16 protein-coding genes, 3 tRNA genes and 2 pseudogenes are annotated in these 19,968 nt (G+C 69.5%); 20 read left to right on the top strand and 1 reads right to left on the bottom strand.

Annotated elements, in window-relative coordinates; translation table 11 throughout:
• Positions 1 to 258: pseudogene (locus CLV70_RS40590) on the top strand (hypothetical protein); the annotation flags it as partial.
• Entirely contained in the window at positions 259 to 1,068 is an 810-nt protein-coding gene (locus tag CLV70_RS33680; protein ID WP_106130660.1) for a sulfurtransferase, read from the top strand.
• A gap of 17 nt (positions 1,069 to 1,085) precedes the next feature.
• Here the strand turns inward: CLV70_RS33680 and CLV70_RS33675 are convergent, their stop codons facing one another.
• The gene (locus CLV70_RS33675) at positions 1,086 to 1,430 is read right to left on the bottom strand and encodes a hypothetical protein (protein ID WP_106130659.1); all 345 of its coding nucleotides are present in this window, start codon (positions 1,428 to 1,430) and stop codon (positions 1,086 to 1,088) included.
• Positions 1,431 to 1,688: 258 nt separating this feature from the next.
• On the opposite strand from CLV70_RS33675, the gene CLV70_RS39945 reads away from it, so the two are divergent.
• The 18 genes and pseudogenes from CLV70_RS39945 (at position 1,689) to CLV70_RS33590 (ending at position 19,884) form a co-directional block, all read left to right on the top strand.
• Entirely contained in the window at positions 1,689 to 1,844 is a 156-nt protein-coding gene (locus CLV70_RS39945; protein ID WP_158277879.1) for a hypothetical protein, read from the top strand.
• Between the two features lie 58 nt (positions 1,845 to 1,902).
• Entirely contained in the window at positions 1,903 to 4,431 is a 2,529-nt protein-coding gene (locus tag CLV70_RS33670) for a putative bifunctional diguanylate cyclase/phosphodiesterase (RefSeq protein WP_106130658.1), read from the top strand.
• Positions 4,432 to 4,522: 91 nt separating this feature from the next.
• A tRNA-Thr gene (locus CLV70_RS33665) sits at positions 4,523 to 4,598 on the top strand.
• Positions 4,599 to 4,644: 46 nt separating this feature from the next.
• Positions 4,645 to 4,717: transfer RNA gene (locus tag CLV70_RS33660), tRNA-Met, on the top strand.
• Between the two features lie 127 nt (positions 4,718 to 4,844).
• Positions 4,845 to 5,012, top strand: a complete 168-nt coding sequence (rpmG, locus tag CLV70_RS33655; protein ID WP_015618978.1) for a 50S ribosomal protein L33 — start codon at positions 4,845 to 4,847, stop codon at positions 5,010 to 5,012.
• 416 nt (positions 5,013 to 5,428) lie between these two features.
• The gene (locus CLV70_RS33650) at positions 5,429 to 5,884 is read left to right on the top strand and encodes a MaoC family dehydratase N-terminal domain-containing protein (protein WP_106130657.1); all 456 of its coding nucleotides are present in this window, start codon (positions 5,429 to 5,431) and stop codon (positions 5,882 to 5,884) included.
• On the top strand, positions 5,877 to 6,272 hold the full coding sequence (locus CLV70_RS33645; RefSeq protein WP_106130656.1) for a MaoC family dehydratase: 396 nt from the start codon (positions 5,877 to 5,879) through the stop codon (positions 6,270 to 6,272). Before CLV70_RS33650 ends, CLV70_RS33645 begins: the two co-directional genes overlap by 8 nt.
• Positions 6,273 to 6,376: 104 nt before the next feature.
• A tRNA-Trp gene (locus CLV70_RS33640) sits at positions 6,377 to 6,449 on the top strand.
• A gap of 113 nt (positions 6,450 to 6,562) precedes the next feature.
• The gene (gene secE, locus CLV70_RS33635; RefSeq protein WP_106130655.1) at positions 6,563 to 6,928 is read left to right on the top strand and encodes a preprotein translocase subunit SecE; all 366 of its coding nucleotides are present in this window, start codon (positions 6,563 to 6,565) and stop codon (positions 6,926 to 6,928) included.
• A 27-nt stretch (positions 6,929 to 6,955) separates the two neighbouring features.
• On the top strand, positions 6,956 to 7,726 hold the full coding sequence (nusG, locus tag CLV70_RS33630) for a transcription termination/antitermination protein NusG (protein WP_106130654.1): 771 nt from the start codon (positions 6,956 to 6,958) through the stop codon (positions 7,724 to 7,726).
• Between the two features lie 87 nt (positions 7,727 to 7,813).
• Positions 7,814 to 8,524, top strand: a complete 711-nt coding sequence (gene rplA / locus CLV70_RS33625) for a 50S ribosomal protein L1 (RefSeq protein ID WP_106130653.1) — start codon at positions 7,814 to 7,816, stop codon at positions 8,522 to 8,524.
• A 39-nt stretch (positions 8,525 to 8,563) separates the two neighbouring features.
• Positions 8,564 to 9,184: pseudogene (locus CLV70_RS33620) on the top strand (ATP-binding cassette domain-containing protein); the annotation flags it as partial.
• Complete coding sequence (locus tag CLV70_RS33615; protein ID WP_106130651.1) at positions 9,181 to 9,879, top strand: hypothetical protein; 699 nt, start codon at positions 9,181 to 9,183, stop codon at positions 9,877 to 9,879. The pseudogene CLV70_RS33620 and the gene CLV70_RS33615, both read left to right, overlap by 4 nt.
• 518 nt (positions 9,880 to 10,397) lie before the next feature.
• Entirely contained in the window at positions 10,398 to 10,943 is a 546-nt protein-coding gene (gene rplJ, locus CLV70_RS33610; RefSeq protein ID WP_106130650.1) for a 50S ribosomal protein L10, read from the top strand.
• Positions 10,944 to 10,998: 55 nt separating this feature from the next.
• Positions 10,999 to 11,388, top strand: a complete 390-nt coding sequence (rplL, locus tag CLV70_RS33605) for a 50S ribosomal protein L7/L12 (RefSeq protein WP_106130649.1) — start codon at positions 10,999 to 11,001, stop codon at positions 11,386 to 11,388.
• Between the two features lie 611 nt (positions 11,389 to 11,999).
• A complete protein-coding gene (gene rpoB / locus CLV70_RS33600; protein ID WP_106130648.1) occupies positions 12,000 to 15,440 on the top strand; it encodes a DNA-directed RNA polymerase subunit beta in 3,441 nt (1,146 codons plus the stop codon).
• Positions 15,441 to 15,564: 124 nt separating this feature from the next.
• Positions 15,565 to 19,455, top strand: a complete 3,891-nt coding sequence (locus CLV70_RS33595; RefSeq protein WP_106130647.1) for a DNA-directed RNA polymerase subunit beta' — start codon at positions 15,565 to 15,567, stop codon at positions 19,453 to 19,455.
• A gap of 114 nt (positions 19,456 to 19,569) precedes the next feature.
• Complete coding sequence (locus CLV70_RS33590) at positions 19,570 to 19,884, top strand: hypothetical protein (protein ID WP_106130669.1); 315 nt, start codon at positions 19,570 to 19,572, stop codon at positions 19,882 to 19,884.
• Positions 19,885 to 19,968: the final 84 nt, after the last annotated feature.

The following is a 19,968-nucleotide window of genomic DNA, read 5'->3' as shown; positions in this document are numbered from 1 at the left end:
GCTCAAACAGATGCAGTACCGGCCCACCCTCGCCTACGGATTCCTCGCCACCAGCGGACTGGCACCGCCCTGACCCTGACCCCAAAAGCTCAGTACCACCTGCTGTTCGGGGCGGCGCTGCTGTTGACGGTCGTGGGGCAGACGGTGGTGGCCGGTACGCCCTCCGGGGTGACGAGCACGGTGGCCGTCGTCCTGGTGGTCGTCGCCCTGATCCGGTATCGCCCGCGCAGAAAAGTTGAGGACAGCAAGGAGCCGTAAATGATCGAGCCGGTCGTCGACCTTCGGTGGCTGCGGGAACACCAGGACCGGGTCGTGACGGCGGACGTGCGCTGGTATCTCGACGGGCGTTCGGGGCTGGAGGCGTACGAAAAAGGTCACCTGCCCGGGGCCGTCTTCATCGACCTGGACCGCTGGCTGGCCCGGCACGGTTCGCCCGCCGACGGCCGGCATCCGCTTCCCGACCCGGAGGTCTTCGCGGCGGGCATGGCGGCGGCGGGGATCGGCGACGGGGACACGGTCATCGGGTACGACGACGCGGGTGGCGTCATCGCGGCGCGGCTCGTGTGGATGCTGCGGGTCACCGGTCACGACGCCGCATTGCTGGACGGCGGGCTCAGCGCGTACGAAGGGGAACTCGTGACCGGGCCGACCGGCCGGACCCCCGCTGTTTTTACTCCGCGGCCGTGGCCGGCCGACCGGCTGGCCGATATCGACGCGGTGACCGGCGGAAATGCGGTGGTGCTCGATGCGCGCGACACCGCGCGGTTCCGGGGTGAGGTCGAGCCGGTCGATCCGCGGCCGGGGCACATTCCGGGGGCGCGCAGTTTGCCGTGCCGGGAGAATCTCGACGAGAGCGGCCGTTTCCTGCCCGTGGCGCAGTTGCGGGAGCGGTTCGCGGCGGTCGGGGCCGGGAACGGCGGCGACGTCGTTTCCTATTGTGGTTCCGGGGTCACGGCCTGCCACAATTTGCTGGCCATGGAGCATGCGGGGCTCGGCGCCGGCCGCCTCTATCCCGGCTCGTGGTCGCAATACAGCGCCACCGACCGCCCGGCGGCGACGGGCGACTAGCCCGGGGGCGTGGGCGACTAATCCGGTTCGGCCGAGGTGTCCGTCACCAGGCGGGCCTGGTCCTCGAGCCAGCGGTTGTGGGCCTCCCACGCCGCCTGCTTGGTCGTGCCCAGCGCCGCGCCGATCTGCGTCCAGGAGGCGCCGGCGCTGCGCGCGGAGCGGACCATCGACTGGCGGCCGTACCCCGCTTTGCGGATGACCACCTCGCTCAGCGCGAGCAGCTCGAGACTCTCGGCGCGGGTGAGGGGCGCGTTGCCGTCGTCCGTCATCGAGGCGAGCGCGTCGCGCATCCTGAGGTCGTCGTAACGCGTTGTAGCGGTGGACAGCGTGTGCTGATGCTCCAAGTCATCGGGAGTAGTCATCTGCGTAGTCTTCCGTCAGGCCGCCTTGACGTCAAGGTAGCCTGACGAAGCAAGCCGAATCAGCCTCATCTATCCCTTTATTTCGGACCCAAAGCCACCATTGTTGCGGCATGCAATTGCGAGTTCCCCTCAACCGTTCAGCCAAGATTTCGGGATGTGCGGCTTCGACCCGCCCGTGGACGGTGTCTGACGTACTCAGCGTGTGGCACCATCATGGAACCCCCCATCCGGAACGACTTTTCCGTACTAGGAGCGAACATGTCTGCAAGGAAGCTGGGCCGCTTCTTCGGCTTGGTTTTCGTGCTCGCGGCGCTGACCGGCGGCACGGCCGTCTCGGTTTCCGCGGAGCATGCGACCGGGGGTCCGGCGGCAATCTCTGTCCAGGTCCAGGACGGGGACATCGACTGGGGCTGACCCGGCCCGCCGTCCTCCGGCCGGTGGCACCGCACGGTTCGACGACGAGGAGCGCGCTATGGCCGGGCGATCATCGTCGCGTCGGCGTTCTTCGCAGTACGCGTGGCTGGTCACCAGCCCGCTCGCCGTCTTCGCCATCGCCTGCCTGACCTACTACTGGCTCCGCGAGCCCACGTGGTGGCACGAATGGCCCGGCACGGTCCTCGTTCTCGGCGCCTTCATCGTCGCGCACGTCAGCGTGCTCAGCGTCGTCGTGCGACGGCAGGTGCTCCTCGTCGTCCTGAACGAGATCCCGCTGATCCTCGCGATCTACTTCCTGCCGCCGGTGGCGGTGATCCTCGCCCAGACGGTCGCCAGCCTGGCCACGCAGCTCTGGTCGCGGATGGACACCACCAAGACCGCGTACAACGTCACCAAGTCGGCCGCGCGCACCGCGGCCGCGCTGGTGGTCGTGTCGAGCCTGCCGAAGATCCACGGCGCCGGCCCCGGCACGTGGGGCATCCTCGCCGCGGCCGTCGCCACCGCCACCGTCGTGAGCTGGCTCTCGTACGCCGGCGTGATCACCGCCGTGCAGGACCGCCGCGCCGGGCAGGACGCGCTGCGCGCCGGCTCCCAGACGCTGGTCACCGCGGCCATCAACATCGTCATCGGCCTGGTCTTCCTGGTCGCCCTGGACGCCACCTGGTGGGCCGCCATCCCGCTGGGCCTGCTGCTGCTCGCCATGGCCTTCGTGCTCCGCAGCTTCTCGGAGTTCTTCCGCCAGCACCGGACCCTCACCGAGGTGTACGAGCTCACCCAGGCGATGCGGGAGGAGGGCAACGACGGCAGCCTGCCGGACGTGCTGCTGAGCCGCGTCCGCACCCTCATGCGAGCCGAGTACGCGACCCTCTGGCTGCCTGCTCAGGGCCGCCACCCCGAGGTGCTGCTCACCGCCCGGGTGGACGGCAAGGGGCTGCTCGACATCTCGCCCACCCCCGGCCCGGTCCGCGAGCGGGCGATCAGCGGCGGCCGCACGGTGCCCGTCGGGGGCCGTTTCGGCGAGACGGCGGAGCTCCGGCCGTACCTGCGGGACGGTGGGGTCAAGGACGTCATCGCGGTGCCGCTGCGTTCCGGTCAGACCACCGTGGGCAGCCTCGAGGTGATCAACCGGCTCGGGGACGCCATCACGTTCCGCGACGCCGATGTGCAGGTGCTCGAGACGATCGCGGCCCACGCGGCGGTCGCCGTCGAGAACTCGCGGCTGGTCGAGCGGCTGCGCTATGACGCGTACCACGATCGGCTGACCTCGCTGCCCAACCGCCGGCGGATGATCGACGCGCTGGGGGAGTCCGTGAAGGTGCGGGCGCCGGGCGAAGTCGTCGCGGTCATGCTCTTCGACGTCGACGGCCTGCGCGACGTGAACGAGTCCATGGGCCACACGGCGGGCGACAAGCTGCTCGCCGAGGTCGCCGGCCGGCTGCGCGGCATCGCGGGCCCCGGCGCCCTGGTCGGGCGGATCGGCGGCGACGAGTTCGTGGTCACGCTGCGGGCGGAGAGCGCGGAGGAGACCGTACGGCTGGCGACCGAGATGCGTGAGCAGCTCCGCGGCCCGATGGTCGTCGGGTCCCTCACCCTCGACGTCGACACGGCGGCGGGTGTGGCGCTGCATCCCGAGCACGGCGACGATCCGGACGCCCTGCTGCGGAGGGCCGAGCTGGCTGCCAATGCGGCCAAGGCGCTTCCGTACGGCGTGCAGCTCTTCCACCCCGCGCTGGAGTCCCGCGCGGTCCGCCGCCTCGGTCTCGCCGCCGACCTGCGGCGTGCGCTCGACGAGGGTGCGCTGGAGGTGCACTACCAGCCGAAGGTCTCCATCAAGGACCGGCACCTGATCGGCGTCGAGTGCCTGGCCCGCTGGCAGCATCCGGCGCACGGCGAGGTGTCCCCGGAGGACTTCGTGGCGGTGGCCGAGCACACCGGCCAGCTGCACCGGCTCACGGAGGTCGTCCTCACGGCGGGCCTGCGGCATTGCCGCGAGTGGGCGGAGGCGGGCCGCCCGCTGTCCATCGCGGTCAACCTGTCCACCCGCACGCTGCTGGATCCCCGCTTCCCCGACCAGGTCCACGAGCTGCTGAAGAAGCACGCCGTCCCGGCCGGCCAGGTCACCTTCGAGATCTCCGAGCCCGGCATGCTGGGCGAGATCGAGCGGGCCCTGCCGACCCTCTACCGCCTGCGGGACCTGGGCGTGCGCCTCTCGGTCGACGATTTCGGTACGGGTGCCTCGTCGCTCTCGTACCTGCGGCAGCTGCCGGTGCACGAGGTGAAGATCGACGACAGCTTCGTCCAGGGCATGGCGACGGACTCGGGCGACCTGGCCATCGTCCGGGCGGTCATCGGGCTGTCCCGTGAGTTCGGTCTCACCGTGGTCGCCGAGGGCGTGGAGAGCGAGTTGACCCTCGACCTGCTCGCCGAGCTCGGCTGCGAGATCGGTCAGGGGTACTTCTTCAGCCGCCCCCTGCCGGTGGAGCGGTTGAACACGTGGATGAGCGCCCAGACGGAGCCGGAGGAAACCCCCACCGGCGAGGTGCGCCGCCTGCGGGCAGTGGGCTGAACTGCGGTTTCGCCGCGCCGGGGTACCGATTTCACCTCGGCTGCGGGGCCGTGTAAGCTTTCCCCTGCGCAACAAGCGAGAGATCGCGCGCGCCCCCTTAGCTCAGTCGGCAGAGCGTCTCCATGGTAAGGAGAAGGTCTACGGTTCGATTCCGTAAGGGGGCTCCACCCGGGTTCGTGATCCGCCCTCAGGCGCGGGATTTCAGCCTGGCGCGGCGGTGTAGCTCAGATGGCAGAGCAAGCGGCTCATAATCGCTGTGTCGCCGGTTCAAGTCCGGCCACCGCTACTGTCCGGGACTAGTCCCGGACACCGTACGACCCCGGGCTCAATGTCCGGCGTTTTGCATGTCCGCGTGATTAGCGTCTACGCTGGCATGCCGTATGTGAACCCCGTGAGCAGGAAGGCACCCCGCCGTGGCCAAGGCGACCGACGTCCGTCCCAAGATCACCTTGGCGTGTACGGAGTGCAAGGAGCGCAACTACATCACGCGCAAGAACCGGCGCAACGACCCGGACCGCATCGAGCTGAAGAAGTTCTGCCCCCGGGACGGCCGGCACACCCTGCACCGCGAAACGCGCTGAGCCCGAACTTCCAGACGTGGCGGCGCCCCTGACCGGGGCGACCGCCACTTCTGCGTTCCGGCCAGCCCGCGGCCCTTCGCCGCCCGCCCGGGCCGCCCGCCTGCGCTGCCCGGGCCGCCCGCCTGCGCTGCCCGGGCCGCCCGCCTGCGCTGCCCGCGCCGCCCGCGGCCCTTCCGCCGCCTGCCCGGCCCGCCCGCGGCCCTTCCGCCGCGCGACTGCCGCCACCCGCCCGGCCTGCCGCCACCCCCGCGGCCCGCGCGCCCGCCGTGCGACTGCGGGCCGCCGTGCGACTGCGGCCCGCCGTGCCCGCCTGCCGCCCGGCGCTCGGCCGGCGGCGCGTCCGTGCGCACGCGGCGCAATCTGCGCGCGCCGTGCAGGTTCTTATGCGACAGCGCGGCACAGGGTAGTTTCCCCTCATGCCTCTCGACCCGTCCTTCGTAGGCCGCAGCTGGCCGCCCACCGAGCCCTACCTAGTGGGCCGCGAGAAGATCCGTGAGTTCGCCACCGCCATCGGCGCCACCGACGCGGAGTATCACGACCCCGCCGCCGCCCGGGCCGCCGGCTATGCCGACGTCGTCGCGCCGCCGACCTTCCCGGTGGCGATCACGATGAGCGCGAGCCGGCAGATCATCGACGACCCCGCCCTGGGCCTCGACTACAGCCGGGTCGTGCACGGCGACCAGAGGTTCGCGTACGTCCGGCCGGTCGTCGCCGGCGACGCGCTGGTCTGCGTCAACTCCGTCGACGAGATCACCACGCGGGGCGGCCACGACTTCATCACCACCCGGACCGAGGTCACCACCGACGCCGGCGAGCCCGTCGTCACGGTCTGGTCCAAGCTCGTCCAGCGCGGGGAGGAAGACCATGGCTGAGCAGCTGCCCACCCAGACCTTCCGGGTCACCAGGGCCGATCTGGTCCGGTACGCGGGTGCGTCCGGCGATTTCAACCCGATCCACTGGAGCGAGCGGTTCGCGACGAGCGTGGGCCTGCCCGGCGTGATCGCCCACGGCATGTACACGATGGCCCTGGCCGGACGCGCCGTCGGCGTGTGGGCGGGCGCTCCCGACGCCGTGGTCGAGTACGGCGTCCGCTTCACCCGGCCGGTTCCGGTGCCCGACACCGACGAGGGCACCGAGGTCGTCGTGAGCGGCGTGATCAAGGGTGTCACCGACGACGGGCTGACCAAGATCGAGATCACGGCCACCTGTGAAGGGGAGAGGGTGCTCGCGCTGGCGAGGGCCACCGTCCGCAAGAGGTAGGGGCGGGTTGGGAATCACGCGGCCCAACCCGTACACTGGTCCGCCGTGGGGTATTCGGCCCTGCCTTTCGCGTGCGAAAGGTCAGTGTCCGGGCTGCCTCACGTAGGGGTGTAGCTCAATTGGCAGAGCAGCGGTCTCCAAAACCGCAGGCTGCAGGTTCAAGTCCTGTCACCCCTGCGCACCGAACCCGTATCGGCCCGGCGGACCGCCCGGCGCGGGCCGCCGGTACGACCGAGCGCCGCGTAGGGCGCTGATGCGACATCCACCGACCGACGACGGAAGAGGGCGAAGTGGCCGAGAGCAAGCGACCCGGTGACGACGCTGCCGGCGACCGTCCCGAGGACGAGGTGTTCGACGACGTCGTCGCCGACGACGAGGACTCGTCCGGCGAGCCGGCGAACCGGGGCGGCGGGACCGCCGTCCGGGAGCGCACCGACGACGACAAGCCGCGGTCGAAGGAAGGCCGTCGCGGTGGCCGCATCGGCGGTTTCTTCCGCGAGGTCGTCAGCGAGCTGCGTAAGGTCATCTGGCCGACCCGTCAGGAATTGCTGACCTACACCGCCGTCGTGATCGTCTTCGTCACCGTGATGACCGCGATCGTCGCCGTGCTGGACTACGGGTTCGGCAAGGCCATCCTGGCGTCGTTCGGCAACTGAACCTGATAGTTACGGAAGTGAGCAAGCGTGCCTGAGTACGACGACGAGACCGCCCTCCCCGCCGAGCAGTCCTCGGTGGCGACCGCGGGCGATGACGAGTCGGTCGAGGCCGCCGCTGAGCCCGTCGCCGCCACGGCGGAGACGCCCGAGGACGAGGCGTCCGTGGACGAAGCGCCTGTGGACGAGGCGCCCGAGGTGGACGAGGACTACGACCCGGTCGCCGAGCTGCGCCAGAAGCTGCGCTACGCCCCCGGCGACTGGTACGTGGTGCACTCTTACGCCGGTTACGAGAACAAGGTCAAGACCAACCTCGAGACCCGGATCACGAGCCTCGACATGGAGGACTTCATCTTCCAGGTCGAGGTGCCGACCCGCGAAGAGGTCGAGGTCAAGAACGGCAAGCGCAACCAGGTGCAGGCCAAGGTCTTCCCGGGCTACATCCTGGTCCGGATGGACCTGACGCCCGAGTCCTACTCCTGCGTGCGCAACACGCCCGGGGTGACCGGCTTCGTCGGCGCGACCGACCGGGTGGACCGCCCGGCGCCGCTGTCGCTCGACGAGGTGCTCAAGTGGCTCGCCCCGGCCGTCGAGGCCGAGGAGAAGAAGGCCAAGCCCGAGGTCAAGGTCCTCGACTTCGAGGTCGGCGACTCGGTCACCGTCACCGACGGCGCCTTCGCCTCCCTGCCGGCGTCGATCTCCGAGATCAACGCCGACCAGCAGAAGCTCAAGGTGCTGGTGTCGATCTTCGGCCGGGAGACGCCGGTCGAGCTGAACTTCAACCAGGTCGCCAAGATCTAGGTTGTCGGTGCGGGCAGTCCGCCCGCAGCACGTCGTGGGAGGGGCGCGACAAGGGCGCCCCGCCATCAACCACAGGAGTACAGAGAAATGCAGCGCAGCAAGGCCTACCGCAAGGCCGCCGAGCAGATCGACGCCGCCAAGCTCTACGAGCCCGCCGAGGCCGTGAAGCTGGCGAAGGGTGCCAGCCCCACCAAGTTCGACGCCACGGTCGAGGTCGCCATGCGCCTCGGCGTCGACCCGCGCAAGGCGGACCAGATGGTCCGCGGCACGGTCAACCTGCCGCACGGCACCGGCAAGACCGCCCGCGTCATCGTCTTCGCCCAGGGCGCGAAGGCCGAGGAGGCCGTCGCGGCCGGCGCCGACGAGGTCGGCACGGACGAACTCGTCGCCCGCATCCAGGGCGGCTGGCTGGACTTCGACGCGGCGATCGCCACCCCGGACCAGATGGCCAAGATCGGCCGGATCGCCCGGATCCTCGGCCCCCGCGGCCTCATGCCCAACCCGAAGACCGGCACCGTCACCATGGACGTGACCAAGGCCGTCTCGGACATCAAGGGCGGCAAGATCACCTTCCGGGTCGACAAGCACTCGAACCTGCACCTGATCATCGGCAAGGCCTCCTTCTCGGAGGACCAGCTGGTGGAGAACTACGGTGCGGTGCTCGACGAGGTGCTGCGGGCCAAGCCGTCCGCCGCCAAGGGCAAGTACCTCAAGAAGGTCACCGTCAGCACCACGATGGGACCCGGCGTGCAGGTGGACCCGAACGTCACCAAGAACCTCCGTGAGGCGCAGGCCTGACGGTCGTCATCCACAGCTGAGGCCCCCGGGGACAACGGCGCCGGCAAGTCCACGCTGCTGCGCCTGGCCGCGGGTGTCCTGCGCCCGGTCGCGGGTGCCGTCCGGGGCCGTCCGCCCGTCGTCGGCTGGGTTCCCGAGCGGTTCCCGGCCGACCAGCCCTTCACCACGCACCGCTACCTCTGCGCGATGGCGTCCCTGCGCGGCCTGCGCGGCAATGCCGAGGTCGACACCTGGATCGAGCGGCTGGGCCTCGGCGCGCACCGGCACACCCGGCTGGGTGACCTCTCCAAGGGCACCGCGCAGAAGGTGGGCCTCGCGCAGTCGCTGCTCGTCCCGCCCGGCCTGCTCGTCCTCGACGAGCCGTGGGAGGGACTCGACGCCCAGGCCCGGACGTTGATCCCGCAGATCGTCGCGGAGGTGACCGAGACCGGGGGAGCGGTGCTGGTCAGCGACCACCGGGGCGAGATCGCCGGCCTGCCCGGCGCCGTCCGCTGGACGGTTTCCGACGGCACGCTGCACACCCGCGCCGACCCGGAGGAGGCGCGCGACGACGTGGTGGTCGAGGTCGCCGTCCGCCGGACGGACGCCGACCTGACGATGGCCCGCCTGCGTGCCGACGGTCACCGTGTCCTGGGCGTACGCGAGGAGCAGCCGCGATGATCTCCCTCACCCGGATGCGCCTCGCCGGTTTCCTCCGCGGTGGCCGCGTCCTCGCCCCGCTCATCACCGGCCTGGTCGTTCTCGGCATCATCCACGGCGGCGGCCAGTCCCCGGCAGCCCCGGCGTACGGCTACTCCGCCGCGATCCTCTTCCCGGTCCTTGCCTGGCTCACCAAGGTCGTCCTCGACACCGAACCCGACACCCAGCGCCACCTGGCCCGCGTCACGGTCGGGCCGGCGCGGGAGGCGGCGGCCGGCGCCCTGGCGGCAACGGCGGCCGGGCTGGCGTTCTGCGCGGCCGCCATCGTGGCCCCGCTGCTGCTCGGCGCGATCCGTGCCCCCATCCCCGGATCGGGCGAACCCTCCACCGCGGCGGGAGTAGCCCTGGGCATCCTGGCGCACCTCGGAGCCCTCGCCGCCGGGGTGGCGCTGGGGGCCCTGGCGAGCCGGGCGGTCACCCGTACGGTGCGGGCAGGCGTGACGGTCCTCGCCGTGGGGACGGTCCTCGGGGTGGTACTGGGCCTGCGAGGCTCGATCGCGCCGTGGCTGGCGCCGCCGGTGATGGCGATGGCGCGCGAGCTCGCCCGCACGCCGTTGCCGCCCGCGGGAACGTTCTGGCTGCTCAGCGCCGAGGCGTTGGGGTGGTGCGCGGTGGCCGCCACGGCGTACGCCTGGCTACGCCGCCGCCGCAGCTGACCCGGTCCAAAGTCCCGGCTTGGCCCGCCTCGGCCCGGCCTGGCCTGGCCCGGCTTGGCTCGGCCCGGCCCGGCCTGGCCTGGCCCGGCTTGGCTCGGCCCGGCTTGGCCCGGCCCCGGGCCCGGCAACTGGCCCCGGTCCCGGCCCCGGCGACCGGGCCCGTTGCCGCCCGGCCCCGGCTGCCGCCCGGCCCGCTTCCGGGTCAGGGTCCGGCCTCGTTGTGGTTGGTGCTGGGAGTCCGGTTCGGGGGCGATTTGGATCGGCGGGCTTCCCCGCGTACTCTTCGGAGTTGAAGTTCCACCCATAGACCGCTGGTTGCCGCGCTCGCCGTCGCACGACGGAGGTTGCGGCCGAAGGCCCCGCAGCATGCGGGCGGCCCGCGCAGGGGAGAACGGTTCGTGATCATGCTGACGCGTGTCTGCGTCCATGTCCCGCCCCGTGCGCCCTGCGCCGGGGCGTTTCTCGTGTTCGGGCCCCTGAATCATTCCAGCGGCTCTTGAGAACGAGAGAGGAGGGACATGGCGGACAAGCCGGTCCGGGCCGATAAGGCCACTGCCGTCGCCGAGCTCACGGATCAGTTCCGTAACTCGTCGGCCACCGTGTTGACCGAGTACCGCGGCCTCACGGTTGCCGAGATCACCGAGCTGCGGCGCTCGCTGGGCAACGAGACCAAGTACTCCGTGTCGAAGAACACGCTCGCGAAGCGGGCGGCCAGCGACGCGGGCATCGAGGGCCTCGACGAGCTCTTCGCCGGTCCTACCGCGCTCGCCTTCGTCAGTGGCGACCCGGTCGAGGCGGCCAAGGGTCTCCGGGCCTTCGCCCGGACGCACCCCGTCCTGATCATCAAGGGCGGCGTCTTCGAGGGTAAGGCCATCTCGGCCGAAGAGGTCAGCAAGATCGCCGACCTCGAGCCCCGTGAGGTGCTGCTGGCCAAGCTGGCCGGCGCTATGAAGGGCAACCTGACCAAGGCTGCGGGCACCTTCCAGGCCCCGCTCGCCCAGGTCGCACGTCTGGCGGCTGCACTGCAGGACAAGCGCGCGCAGGACGGTTCCGCCGAGGGCTGACCAGCCCCGCGCGGAGTTGACTTACATCCACAGGAACAACGAAAGGTTGCCAGACATGGCGAAGCTCAGCACCGACGAGCTGCTCGACGCGTTCAAGGAGATGACGCTGATCGAGCTGTCCGAGTTCGTGAAGCAGTTCGAGGAGGTCTTCGAGGTCACCGCCGCCGCGCCCGTCGCGGTGGTCGCCGGTGGCGCTGCCGGTGGCGGCGAGGCTGCCCCGGCCGAGGCCGAGAAGGACTCGTTCGACGTCGTCCTCGAGGCCGACGGTGGCAAGAAGATCCAGGTCATCAAGGTCGTGCGCGAGCTGACCGGCCTGGGCCTCAAGGAGGCCAAGGACGCCGTCGAGGCCGCCCCCAAGGCGATCCTCGAGGGTGTCAACAAGGAGAAGGCCGAGGAGGCCAAGGCCAAGCTCGAGGGCGAGGGCGCCAAGGTCACCCTCAAGTGACCTGAGGCTTCACGCAATTCCTCGTCACAGGCGGGGACCCGTTCAGGGTCCCCGCCTGTGCGGCATTCCGGGGTTAAACAGCAGGTCAGACGGGGTACGGCCGGCCGTCGGAAGCCCGACGGACAAAAGCCGCCGTAGCCAACATTTGCTGCGCTAAGGTCTCTATGCCCCGTCCGGCGGGGCACGGGACAGGTCCGACCCGCGCCACAGGCCTTGACTGTGTGTCCCCTGACAGGCACGCTGACATCAGCAAGTTTCCGCGCTTGCGACAGCCGCCCTGTGGGTAGACCTGCTTCTGCCGGGTTTCCACAGGCCGGCACCCGAGGGAGTGAGCCGCGTTCGAGCGGCCCCGCACGAGGCACTGGCCATGAAGGCGCAGGTCAGAGGCCGCGGGGACGCGTTCCGCAGGCCCCCTCCGGTGTGGGCTGGACAGCGGTTAGCCGAGCGGCTACACTGCTAGTTTGCGCTGCCTTCTGCCTTGAGCCCTGCAGGGACATCCAGCCGGATGACTTCCTGGGGGTTCATTGGAGTGCCCAGAGCAGTCAGCAGCGCAGACAGTTGCATCAGCAGCTCAGCCGCATCAGCAGCACCGGTCCTCGGAAGGACGCATCTTGGCAGCTTCCCGCCCTGCGAAGACCAGCCGTACGTCGAGCGCTTACGCTCCCCGCCGTATCTCGTTCGGCAGGATCACCGAGCAACTTGAGGTCCCCAACCTCCTTGCCCTCCAGACGGAGTCGTTCGACTGGCTGGTAGGCAACGAGGCGTGGCAGGCCCGCTCGACGGACGATCCGCACGCCCACTCGGGCCTCGCAGAGATCCTCGAAGAGATCAGTCCCATTGAGGACTTCTCCGGCACAATGTCGCTGTCCTTCTCTTCCCCGCGCTTCGACGAGGTCAAGGCCTCGATCGAGGAGTGCAAGGAGAAGGACCTGACCTACTGCGCACCGCTGTTCGTGACCGCGGAGTTCACCAACAACACGACTGGCGAGATCAAGAGCCAGACGGTGTTCATGGGTGACTTCCCGATGATGACCCCCAAGGGGACGTTCGTCATCAACGGCACCGAGCGCGTCGTGGTGAGTCAGCTCGTCCGCTCGCCGGGCGTGTACTTCACGAAGGAGCCGGACAAGACCTCCGACCGCGACCTGTCCAGCGTCAAGGTCATCCCGAGCCGGGGCGCCTGGCTCGAGTTCGACATCGACAAGCGCGACACCGTCGGCGTCCGCATCGACCGCAAGCGCCGGCAGGCAGTCACCGTCCTGCTCAAGGCGATCGGCTGGTCGGCGGAGCAGATCCGGGAGCGGTTCGGCTGGTCCGAGCTGCTCATGACGACGCTTGAGAAGGACCACATCGCCGGGCAGGACGAGGCCCTGCTCGACATCTACCGCAAGCTCCGTCCCGGCGAGCCCCCGACCCGGGAGAACGCGCAGACCCTGCTCGACAACCTCTTCTTCAACCCGAAGAGGTACGACGTCGCCAAGGTCGGCCGCTACAAGTTCAACAAGAAGCTGGACATCGACGTTCCGATCGTCCGGGGCACCCTCACCGAAGAGGACATCGTCAAGACCGTGGACTACCTCTGCCGGCTGCACGCCGGTGAGGAGGGCTACGAGGCCGACGACATCGACCACTTCGGCAACCGGCGCCTGCGTACCGTCGGCGAGCTGATCCAGAACCAGGTCCGCGTCGGCTTGTCCCGCATGGAGCGCGTCGTCCGCGAGCGCATGACCACGCAGGACGTCGAGGCGATCACCCCGCAGACCCTGATCAACATCCGTCCCGTCGTGGCGGCGATCAAGGAGTTCTTCGGTACGTCGCAGCTGTCGCAGTTCATGGACCAGACCAACCCGCTGGCGGGCCTGACCCACCGGCGCCGGCTGAGCGCGCTCGGCCCGGGTGGTCTCTCCCGTGAGCGGGCCGGCTTCGAGGTCCGTGACGTGCACCCGTCCCACTATGGCCGGATGTGCCCGATCGAGACCCCGGAAGGCCCGAACATCGGCCTGATCGGTGCCCTTTCGACCTTCGCGCGGGTGAACCCGTTCGGCTTCGTCGAGACCCCGTACCGCAAGGTCGAGAACGGCGTCGTCACCGACGAGGTGCACTACCTCACCGCGGACGAGGAAGACCGGTTCATCAAGGCCCAGGCGAACGCCCCGCTCTCGAGTGACGGCACCTTCGCCGAGGACCGCGTCCTGGTCCGCCGGAAGGGCGGTGAGGTCGACTACGTGCCCGGCACGGACGTCGACTACATGGACGTCTCGCCGCGGCAGATGACCTCCGTCGCGACCGCGATGATCCCGTTCCTCGAGCACGACGACGCCAACCGCGCGCTCATGGGCGCGAACATGCAGCGTCAGGCCGTACCGCTGGTCAAGGCGGAGGCCCCGCTGGTCGGCACGGGCATGGAGTACCGCGCCGCGGTCGACGCCGGCGACGTGGTCGTGGCCGAGGTCGGCGGTGTGGTCGAGGACCTGTGTGCCGACTACGTGACGGTGCACCAGGACGACGGCCACCGCCGGACGTACCTGCTGCACAAGTTCCGTCGCAGCAACGCCGGCTCCTGCGTCAACCAGAAGCCCGTCGTCTTCGAGGGCGACCGGGTCGAGGCCGGCCAGGTCATCGCCGACGGCCCGTGCACCGACGAGGGGGAGATGGCCCTCGGCCGGAACCTGCTCGTCGCGTTCATGTGCTGGGAGGGTCACAACTACGAGGACGCGATCATCCTGTCGCAGCGCCTCGTGCAGCAGGACGTGCTCACCTCGATCCACATCGAGGAGCACGAGGTCGACGCGCGCGACACCAAGCTCGGCCCGGAGGAGATCACCCGCGACATCCCCAACGTCAGCGAGGAAATGCTCGCCGACCTGGACGAGCGCGGCATCATCCGGATCGGTGCCGAGGTCGTGCCCGGCGACATCCTGGTCGGCAAGGTCACGCCCAAGGGCGAGACCGAGCTGACCCCGGAGGAGCGGCTGCTCCGTGCGATCTTCGGTGAGAAGGCGCGCGAGGTCCGCGACACCTCGCTCAAGGTGCCGCACGGCGAGACCGGCACGGTCATCGGCGTACGCACCTTCTCGCGCGAGGACGGCGACGAGCTGCCCCCGGGCGTGAACGAGCTGGTCCGGGTGTACGTGGCCCAGAAGCGCAAGATCCAGGACGGCGACAAGCTCGCCGGCCGGCACGGCAACAAGGGCGTCATCTCGAAGATCCTGCCGATCGAGGACATGCCGTTCCTGGAGGACGGCACCCCGGTCGACATCGTGCTGAACCCGCTCGGTGTGCCCTCGCGCATGAACATCGGCCAGGTCCTGGAGACCCACCTCGGGTGGATCGCCAAGACCGGCTGGGAGGTCGAGGGCGAGGACGCCGACTGGAAGCGGCAGCTGCGGGCCATCGAGGCGCACGAGTCCCCCGCGGACTCGAACGTCGCGACCCCGGTCTTCGACGGCGCCCAGGAGGAGGAGATCAAGGGCCTCCTCGAGTCGACGCTCGTCAACCGCGACGGCAAGCGGCTGGTCAACGGTGACGGCAAGGCGCAGCTCTTCGACGGTCGCTCCGGCGAGCCGCTGCCCGACCCGATCTCCGTCGGCTACGTGTACATCCTGAAGCTGAACCACCTGGTCGACGACAAGATCCACGCTCGCTCGACCGGCCCGTACTCGATGATCACGCAGCAGCCGCTGGGTGGTAAGGCGCAGTTCGGTGGCCAGCGGTTCGGCGAGATGGAGTGCTGGGCGATGCAGGCCTACGGCGCGGCGTACGCGTTGCAGGAACTGCTCACCATCAAGTCCGACGACGTCCTGGGCCGCGTGAAGGTCTACGAGGCCATCGTCAAGGGCGAGAACATCCCGGAGCCGGGAATCCCCGAGTCCTTCAAGGTGCTCCTCAAGGAACTCCAGTCGCTGTGCCTGAACGTCGAGGTGCTCTCCAGCGACGGTGTGGCCCTGGAGATGCGCGAGACGGACGACGAGGTCTTCCGGGCCGCGGAGGAACTCGGCATCGACCTGTCCCGTCGCCCGAACGAGGGCGTCAGCAGCGTCGAAGAGATCTGACGGAGAGCGTCCCCGGCTTGTCAGGTCTTCGTCGCAGTGCGGTGAAGCCGTTTGACAGCCCAGCCGGGGACGCCCCCGCCGGCCTGGAATTTATCCGAGCAACGAAACACGAGGGATAGTCCAAGTGCTCGACGTCAACTTCTTCGACGAGTTGCGCATCGGCCTTGCTACCGCTGACGACATCCGCCAGTGGTCGCACGGTGAGGTCAAGAAGCCCGAGACGATCAACTACCGCACGCTCAAGCCCGAGAAGGACGGACTCTTCTGCGAGAAGATCTTCGGTCCGCAGCGGGACTGGGAGTGCTACTGCGGCAAGTACAAGCGGGTCCGGTTCAAGGGCATCATCTGTGAGCGCTGCGGCGTCGAGGTGACCCGGTCCAAGGTCCGCCGTGAGCGCATGGGCCACATCGAGCTGGCCGCGTCGGTCACGCACATCTGGTACTTCAAGGGTGTGCCGAGCCGGCTGGGCTACCTGCTCGACCTGGCGCCCAAGGACCTCGAGAAGATCATCTACTTCGCCTCGTACGTGGTCACGAGCGTGGACGCCGAGGCGCGTCACCGCGACATGTCCACCATCGAGAACGAGATCTTCGCCGAGAAGCGGCAGTCGGAGAACGGCCGCGACTCCGAGATCGAGAAGCGCGCCGCCAAGCTGGAGCAGGACCTGGCCGAGCTCGAGGCCGAGGGTGCCAAGGCCGACGTGCGCCGCAAGGTCAAGGAGGCCGGCGAACGCGAGATGCGCCAGATCCGTGACAAGGCGCAGCGCGAGATCGACCGGCTCGACGAGGTGCTCGACACCTTCCGCAAGCTCGACAGCAAGCAGCTGGTCACCGACGAGCTGCTCTACCGCGAGCTGCGGGACCGCTTCGGTGAGTACTTCACCGGCGGCATGGGCGCCGAGGCGATCAAGGCGCTGCTCGAGAACATGGATCTGGACGCCGAGGCCGAGAACCTGCGGGAGATCATCCGTACGGGCAAGGGCCAGCGGAAGATCCGGGCGCTCAAGCGGCTCAAGGTCGTCGCCGCGTTCCTGAACACCCGCAACTCGCCGCTGGGCATGGTCCTGGACTGCGTCCCGGTCATCCCGCCGGACCTGCGCCCGATGGTGCAGCTCGACGGTGGCCGCTTCGCCACCAGCGACCTGAACGACCTGTACCGCCGGGTCATCAACCGCAACAACCGGCTCAAGCGCCTGATCGACCTGGGCGCCCCCGAGATCATCGTCAACAACGAGAAGCGGATGCTGCAGGAGGCCGTCGACGCGCTGTTCGACAACGGCCGCCGCGGCCGGCCGGTCACCGGCCCGGGTAACCGCCCGCTGAAGTCGCTGTCCGACATGCTCAAGGGCAAGCAGGGCCGGTTCCGGCAGAACCTGCTGGGCAAGCGCGTCGACTACTCCGGCCGTTCCGTCATCGTCGTCGGCCCCCGGCTCAAGCTGCACCAGTGCGGCCTGCCGAAGCAGATGGCGCTGGAGCTGTTCAAGCCGTTCGTGATGAAGCGCCTGGTGGACCTCAACCACGCGCAGAACATCAAGTCGGCCAAGCGCATGGTCGAGCGGCAGCGCCCGGTCGTGTGGGACGTCCTGGAAGAGGTCATCAGCGAGCACCCCGTGCTGCTGAACCGCGCGCCGACGCTGCACCGCCTCGGCATCCAGGCCTTCGAGCCGCAGCTGGTCGAGGGCAAGGCGATCCAGATCCACCCCCTCGTCTGTACGGCGTTCAACGCCGACTTCGACGGTGACCAGATGGCGGTGCACGTACCGCTGTCGGCCGAGGCCCAGGCCGAGGCGCGGATCCTGATGCTCTCGTCGAACAACATCCTCAAGCCGGCCGACGGCAAGCCGGTCACCATGCCCACCCAGGACATGGTCATCGGGCTGTACTACCTGACCCACCTGACGCCCGGTGCGAAGGGTGAGGGCCGGGTGTTCAGCTCGGACGCCGAGGCGCGGATGGCGTTCGACAACGGCGAGCTGCACCTGCAGGCGCCGGTCAAGATCCGGCTCCGCGAGGTCGTCGGTGTCGACAACGGTGCCGGCAAGGCCCCGTGGGAGGCGCCGGAGGAGTGGCAGCAGGGTGAGCCGCTGCTCGTCGAGACCACCCTGGGACGGGTGATCTTCAACGAGACGCTGCCGCCGGGCTACCGCTACGTCAACTACGAGATCCGCAAGGGTCAGCTCTCCGCGATCGTCAACGACCTCGCCGAGCGCTTCCCCAAGGTCGCCCTGGCCGCGACCCTGGACGCGCTCAAGGAGGCCGGCTTCCACTGGGCCACCTGGTCCGGTGTGACGATCGGCATGGGCGACGTCATCGGCCCTCCGCGCAAGCCGGAGATCATCGCCCGCTACCAGGGCGAGGCCGACCGCATCGACAAGCAGTACCAGCGGGGTCTGATGACCGCCGAGGAACGCCGCGGCGAGCTCATCGACATCTGGACCAACGCGACCAAGGACATCTCGAAGGAGATGGAGACGGCGCTGCCGCAGGAGAACCCGCTCTGGGTCATGATCAACTCCGGCGCCCGCGGTAACCTCCTCCAGCTCCGGCAGATCGCCGCGATCCGTGGTCTGGTGGCCAACCCCAAGGGCGAGATCATCCCGCGGCCGATCACGTCGTCGTACCGCGAGGGTCTGACCGTGCTGGAGTACTTCATCTCCACGCACGGTGCCCGTAAGGGTCTGGCCGACACCGCGCTGCGTACCGCCGACTCGGGTTACCTGACCCGGCGTCTGGTGGACGTCTCGCAGGACGTCATCATCCGCGAGGAGGACTGCGGCACCGACCGCGCGATCCCGATGCAGGTGGCGGACAAGCTGGAGGACGGCACCCTCGTCGTGCACACGCACGCCGAGACCGGCGTCCACGCCCGCACCCTGGCGGACGACATCAGCGGCCCCGACGGCAACGTCGTCGTGGCGCGGGGCGAGGACCTCAACTCGATCCTGGTCGACAAGCTCGTCGCCGCCGGGGTGGAGACGGTCCGCGTCCGCAGCGTCCTGACCTGCGAGTCGAAGCTCGGCGTCTGCGCGGCCTGCTACGGCCGCTCGCTGCCGACCGGCAAGTCGGTCGACATCGGCGAGGCGGTCGGCATCATCGCCGCCCAGTCGATCGGTGAGCCGGGTACGCAGCTGACGATGCGTACCTTCCACACCGGTGGTGTCGCGGGTGAGGACATCACCCAGGGTCTGCCGCGTGTGCAGGAGATCTTCGAGGCCCGGGTGCCCAAGGGCAAGGCGCCCATCGCCGACACCCCGGGACGCGTCCGCATCGAGGACGGCGAGCGTTCGCGGAAGATCATCGTGGTCCCGGACGACGGCAGCGAGGAGATCGTGTACGACAAGATCTCCAAGCGCGTCAAGCTGCGGTTCCACGACGGCGACCACGTGGGCGTCGGCGAGAAGCTGACCGAGGGCACCATCGACCCGCACGAGCTCCTGCGCATCATGGGCCCGCGGGCGGTCCAGGTCCACCTGACCAGCGAGGTCCAGGAGGTCTACCGCTCGCAGGGTGTGCTGATCCACGACAAGCACATCGAGATCATCATCCGCCAGATGCTCAAGCGGGTGACGGTCATCGACTCGGGCGCCGCGGAGTTCCTGCCGGGCGTGCTGGTCGACCGGGCGCTGTTCGAGTCGGAGAACCGCCGGATCGTCGGCGAGGGCGGCGAGCCCGCCGCCGGTCGTCCGGTGCTCATGGGTATCACCAAGGCGTCGCTGGCGACCGACTCCTGGCTCTCGGCGGCCTCCTTCCAGGAGACCACCCGGGTGCTCACCGACGCGGCGATCAACTCGCGCAGCGACTCGCTCGTCGGTCTCAAGGAGAACGTCATCATCGGCAAGCTCATCCCGGCCGGTACGGGCATCAGCAAGTACCGCAACATCCGGGTGGAGCCCACCGAGGAGGCGAAGGCCAAGGTGTACTCGATGACCGGGTACCCCGAGACCGACTACGGCTTCGGGCCGGCCAGCGGGCAGGCTGTGCCGCTGGACGACTTCGACTTCGGGTCGTACCGCTAAGGGTTTCCGCATCACCGACGGGGGCGGTCGCGCAGCAGCGCGGCCGCCCCCGGTCTTTGTTCCTAAGATGGACGGGTGACGTTCCCCGCCCGCACCGCGCCCACCCGCCATCCGATGGATCCGGAGCCGGTGCCGTCCGCCAAGGCGCGGGCCGTCTACGCGCTCGGGCTGGTGGCGTTCCTGACCGGCGCCTTCGTCGGCGGCGTGATTCCCGCCACCATCGCGCTGCTGCTGGCCCGTCAGGTCGCCCGGGAGCAGTACACGGCCGGCGGCTACCTCACCGGGTCCAAGTGGGTGCGCCGGGGCCGCAGGCTGGCCTGGACCGGGCTCGTGCTGGCCCTGACCGCCCTGGTGGTGGCCACGATCGCCGGCCTGCTGCACCTCGCGGCCACGCCGGGCGGGCAGGACTTCGCCCCCGGCACCGACTGAAGGCCCGCGGGCTGCGCCGAATCACCTTCGGGTGACATGCTCGAGATCCAGCGGTACGCGGCGAGAGGGACGGTCCGTGACACA

The sequence above is a fragment of the Pseudosporangium ferrugineum genome (genome assembly GCF_003002065.1).
Lineage (GTDB): Bacteria > Actinomycetota > Actinomycetes > Mycobacteriales > Micromonosporaceae > Actinoplanes > Actinoplanes ferrugineus_A.
Note: the sequence above shows the minus strand (reverse complement) of the source record. Positions and strands in the feature narration are given on the sequence as shown.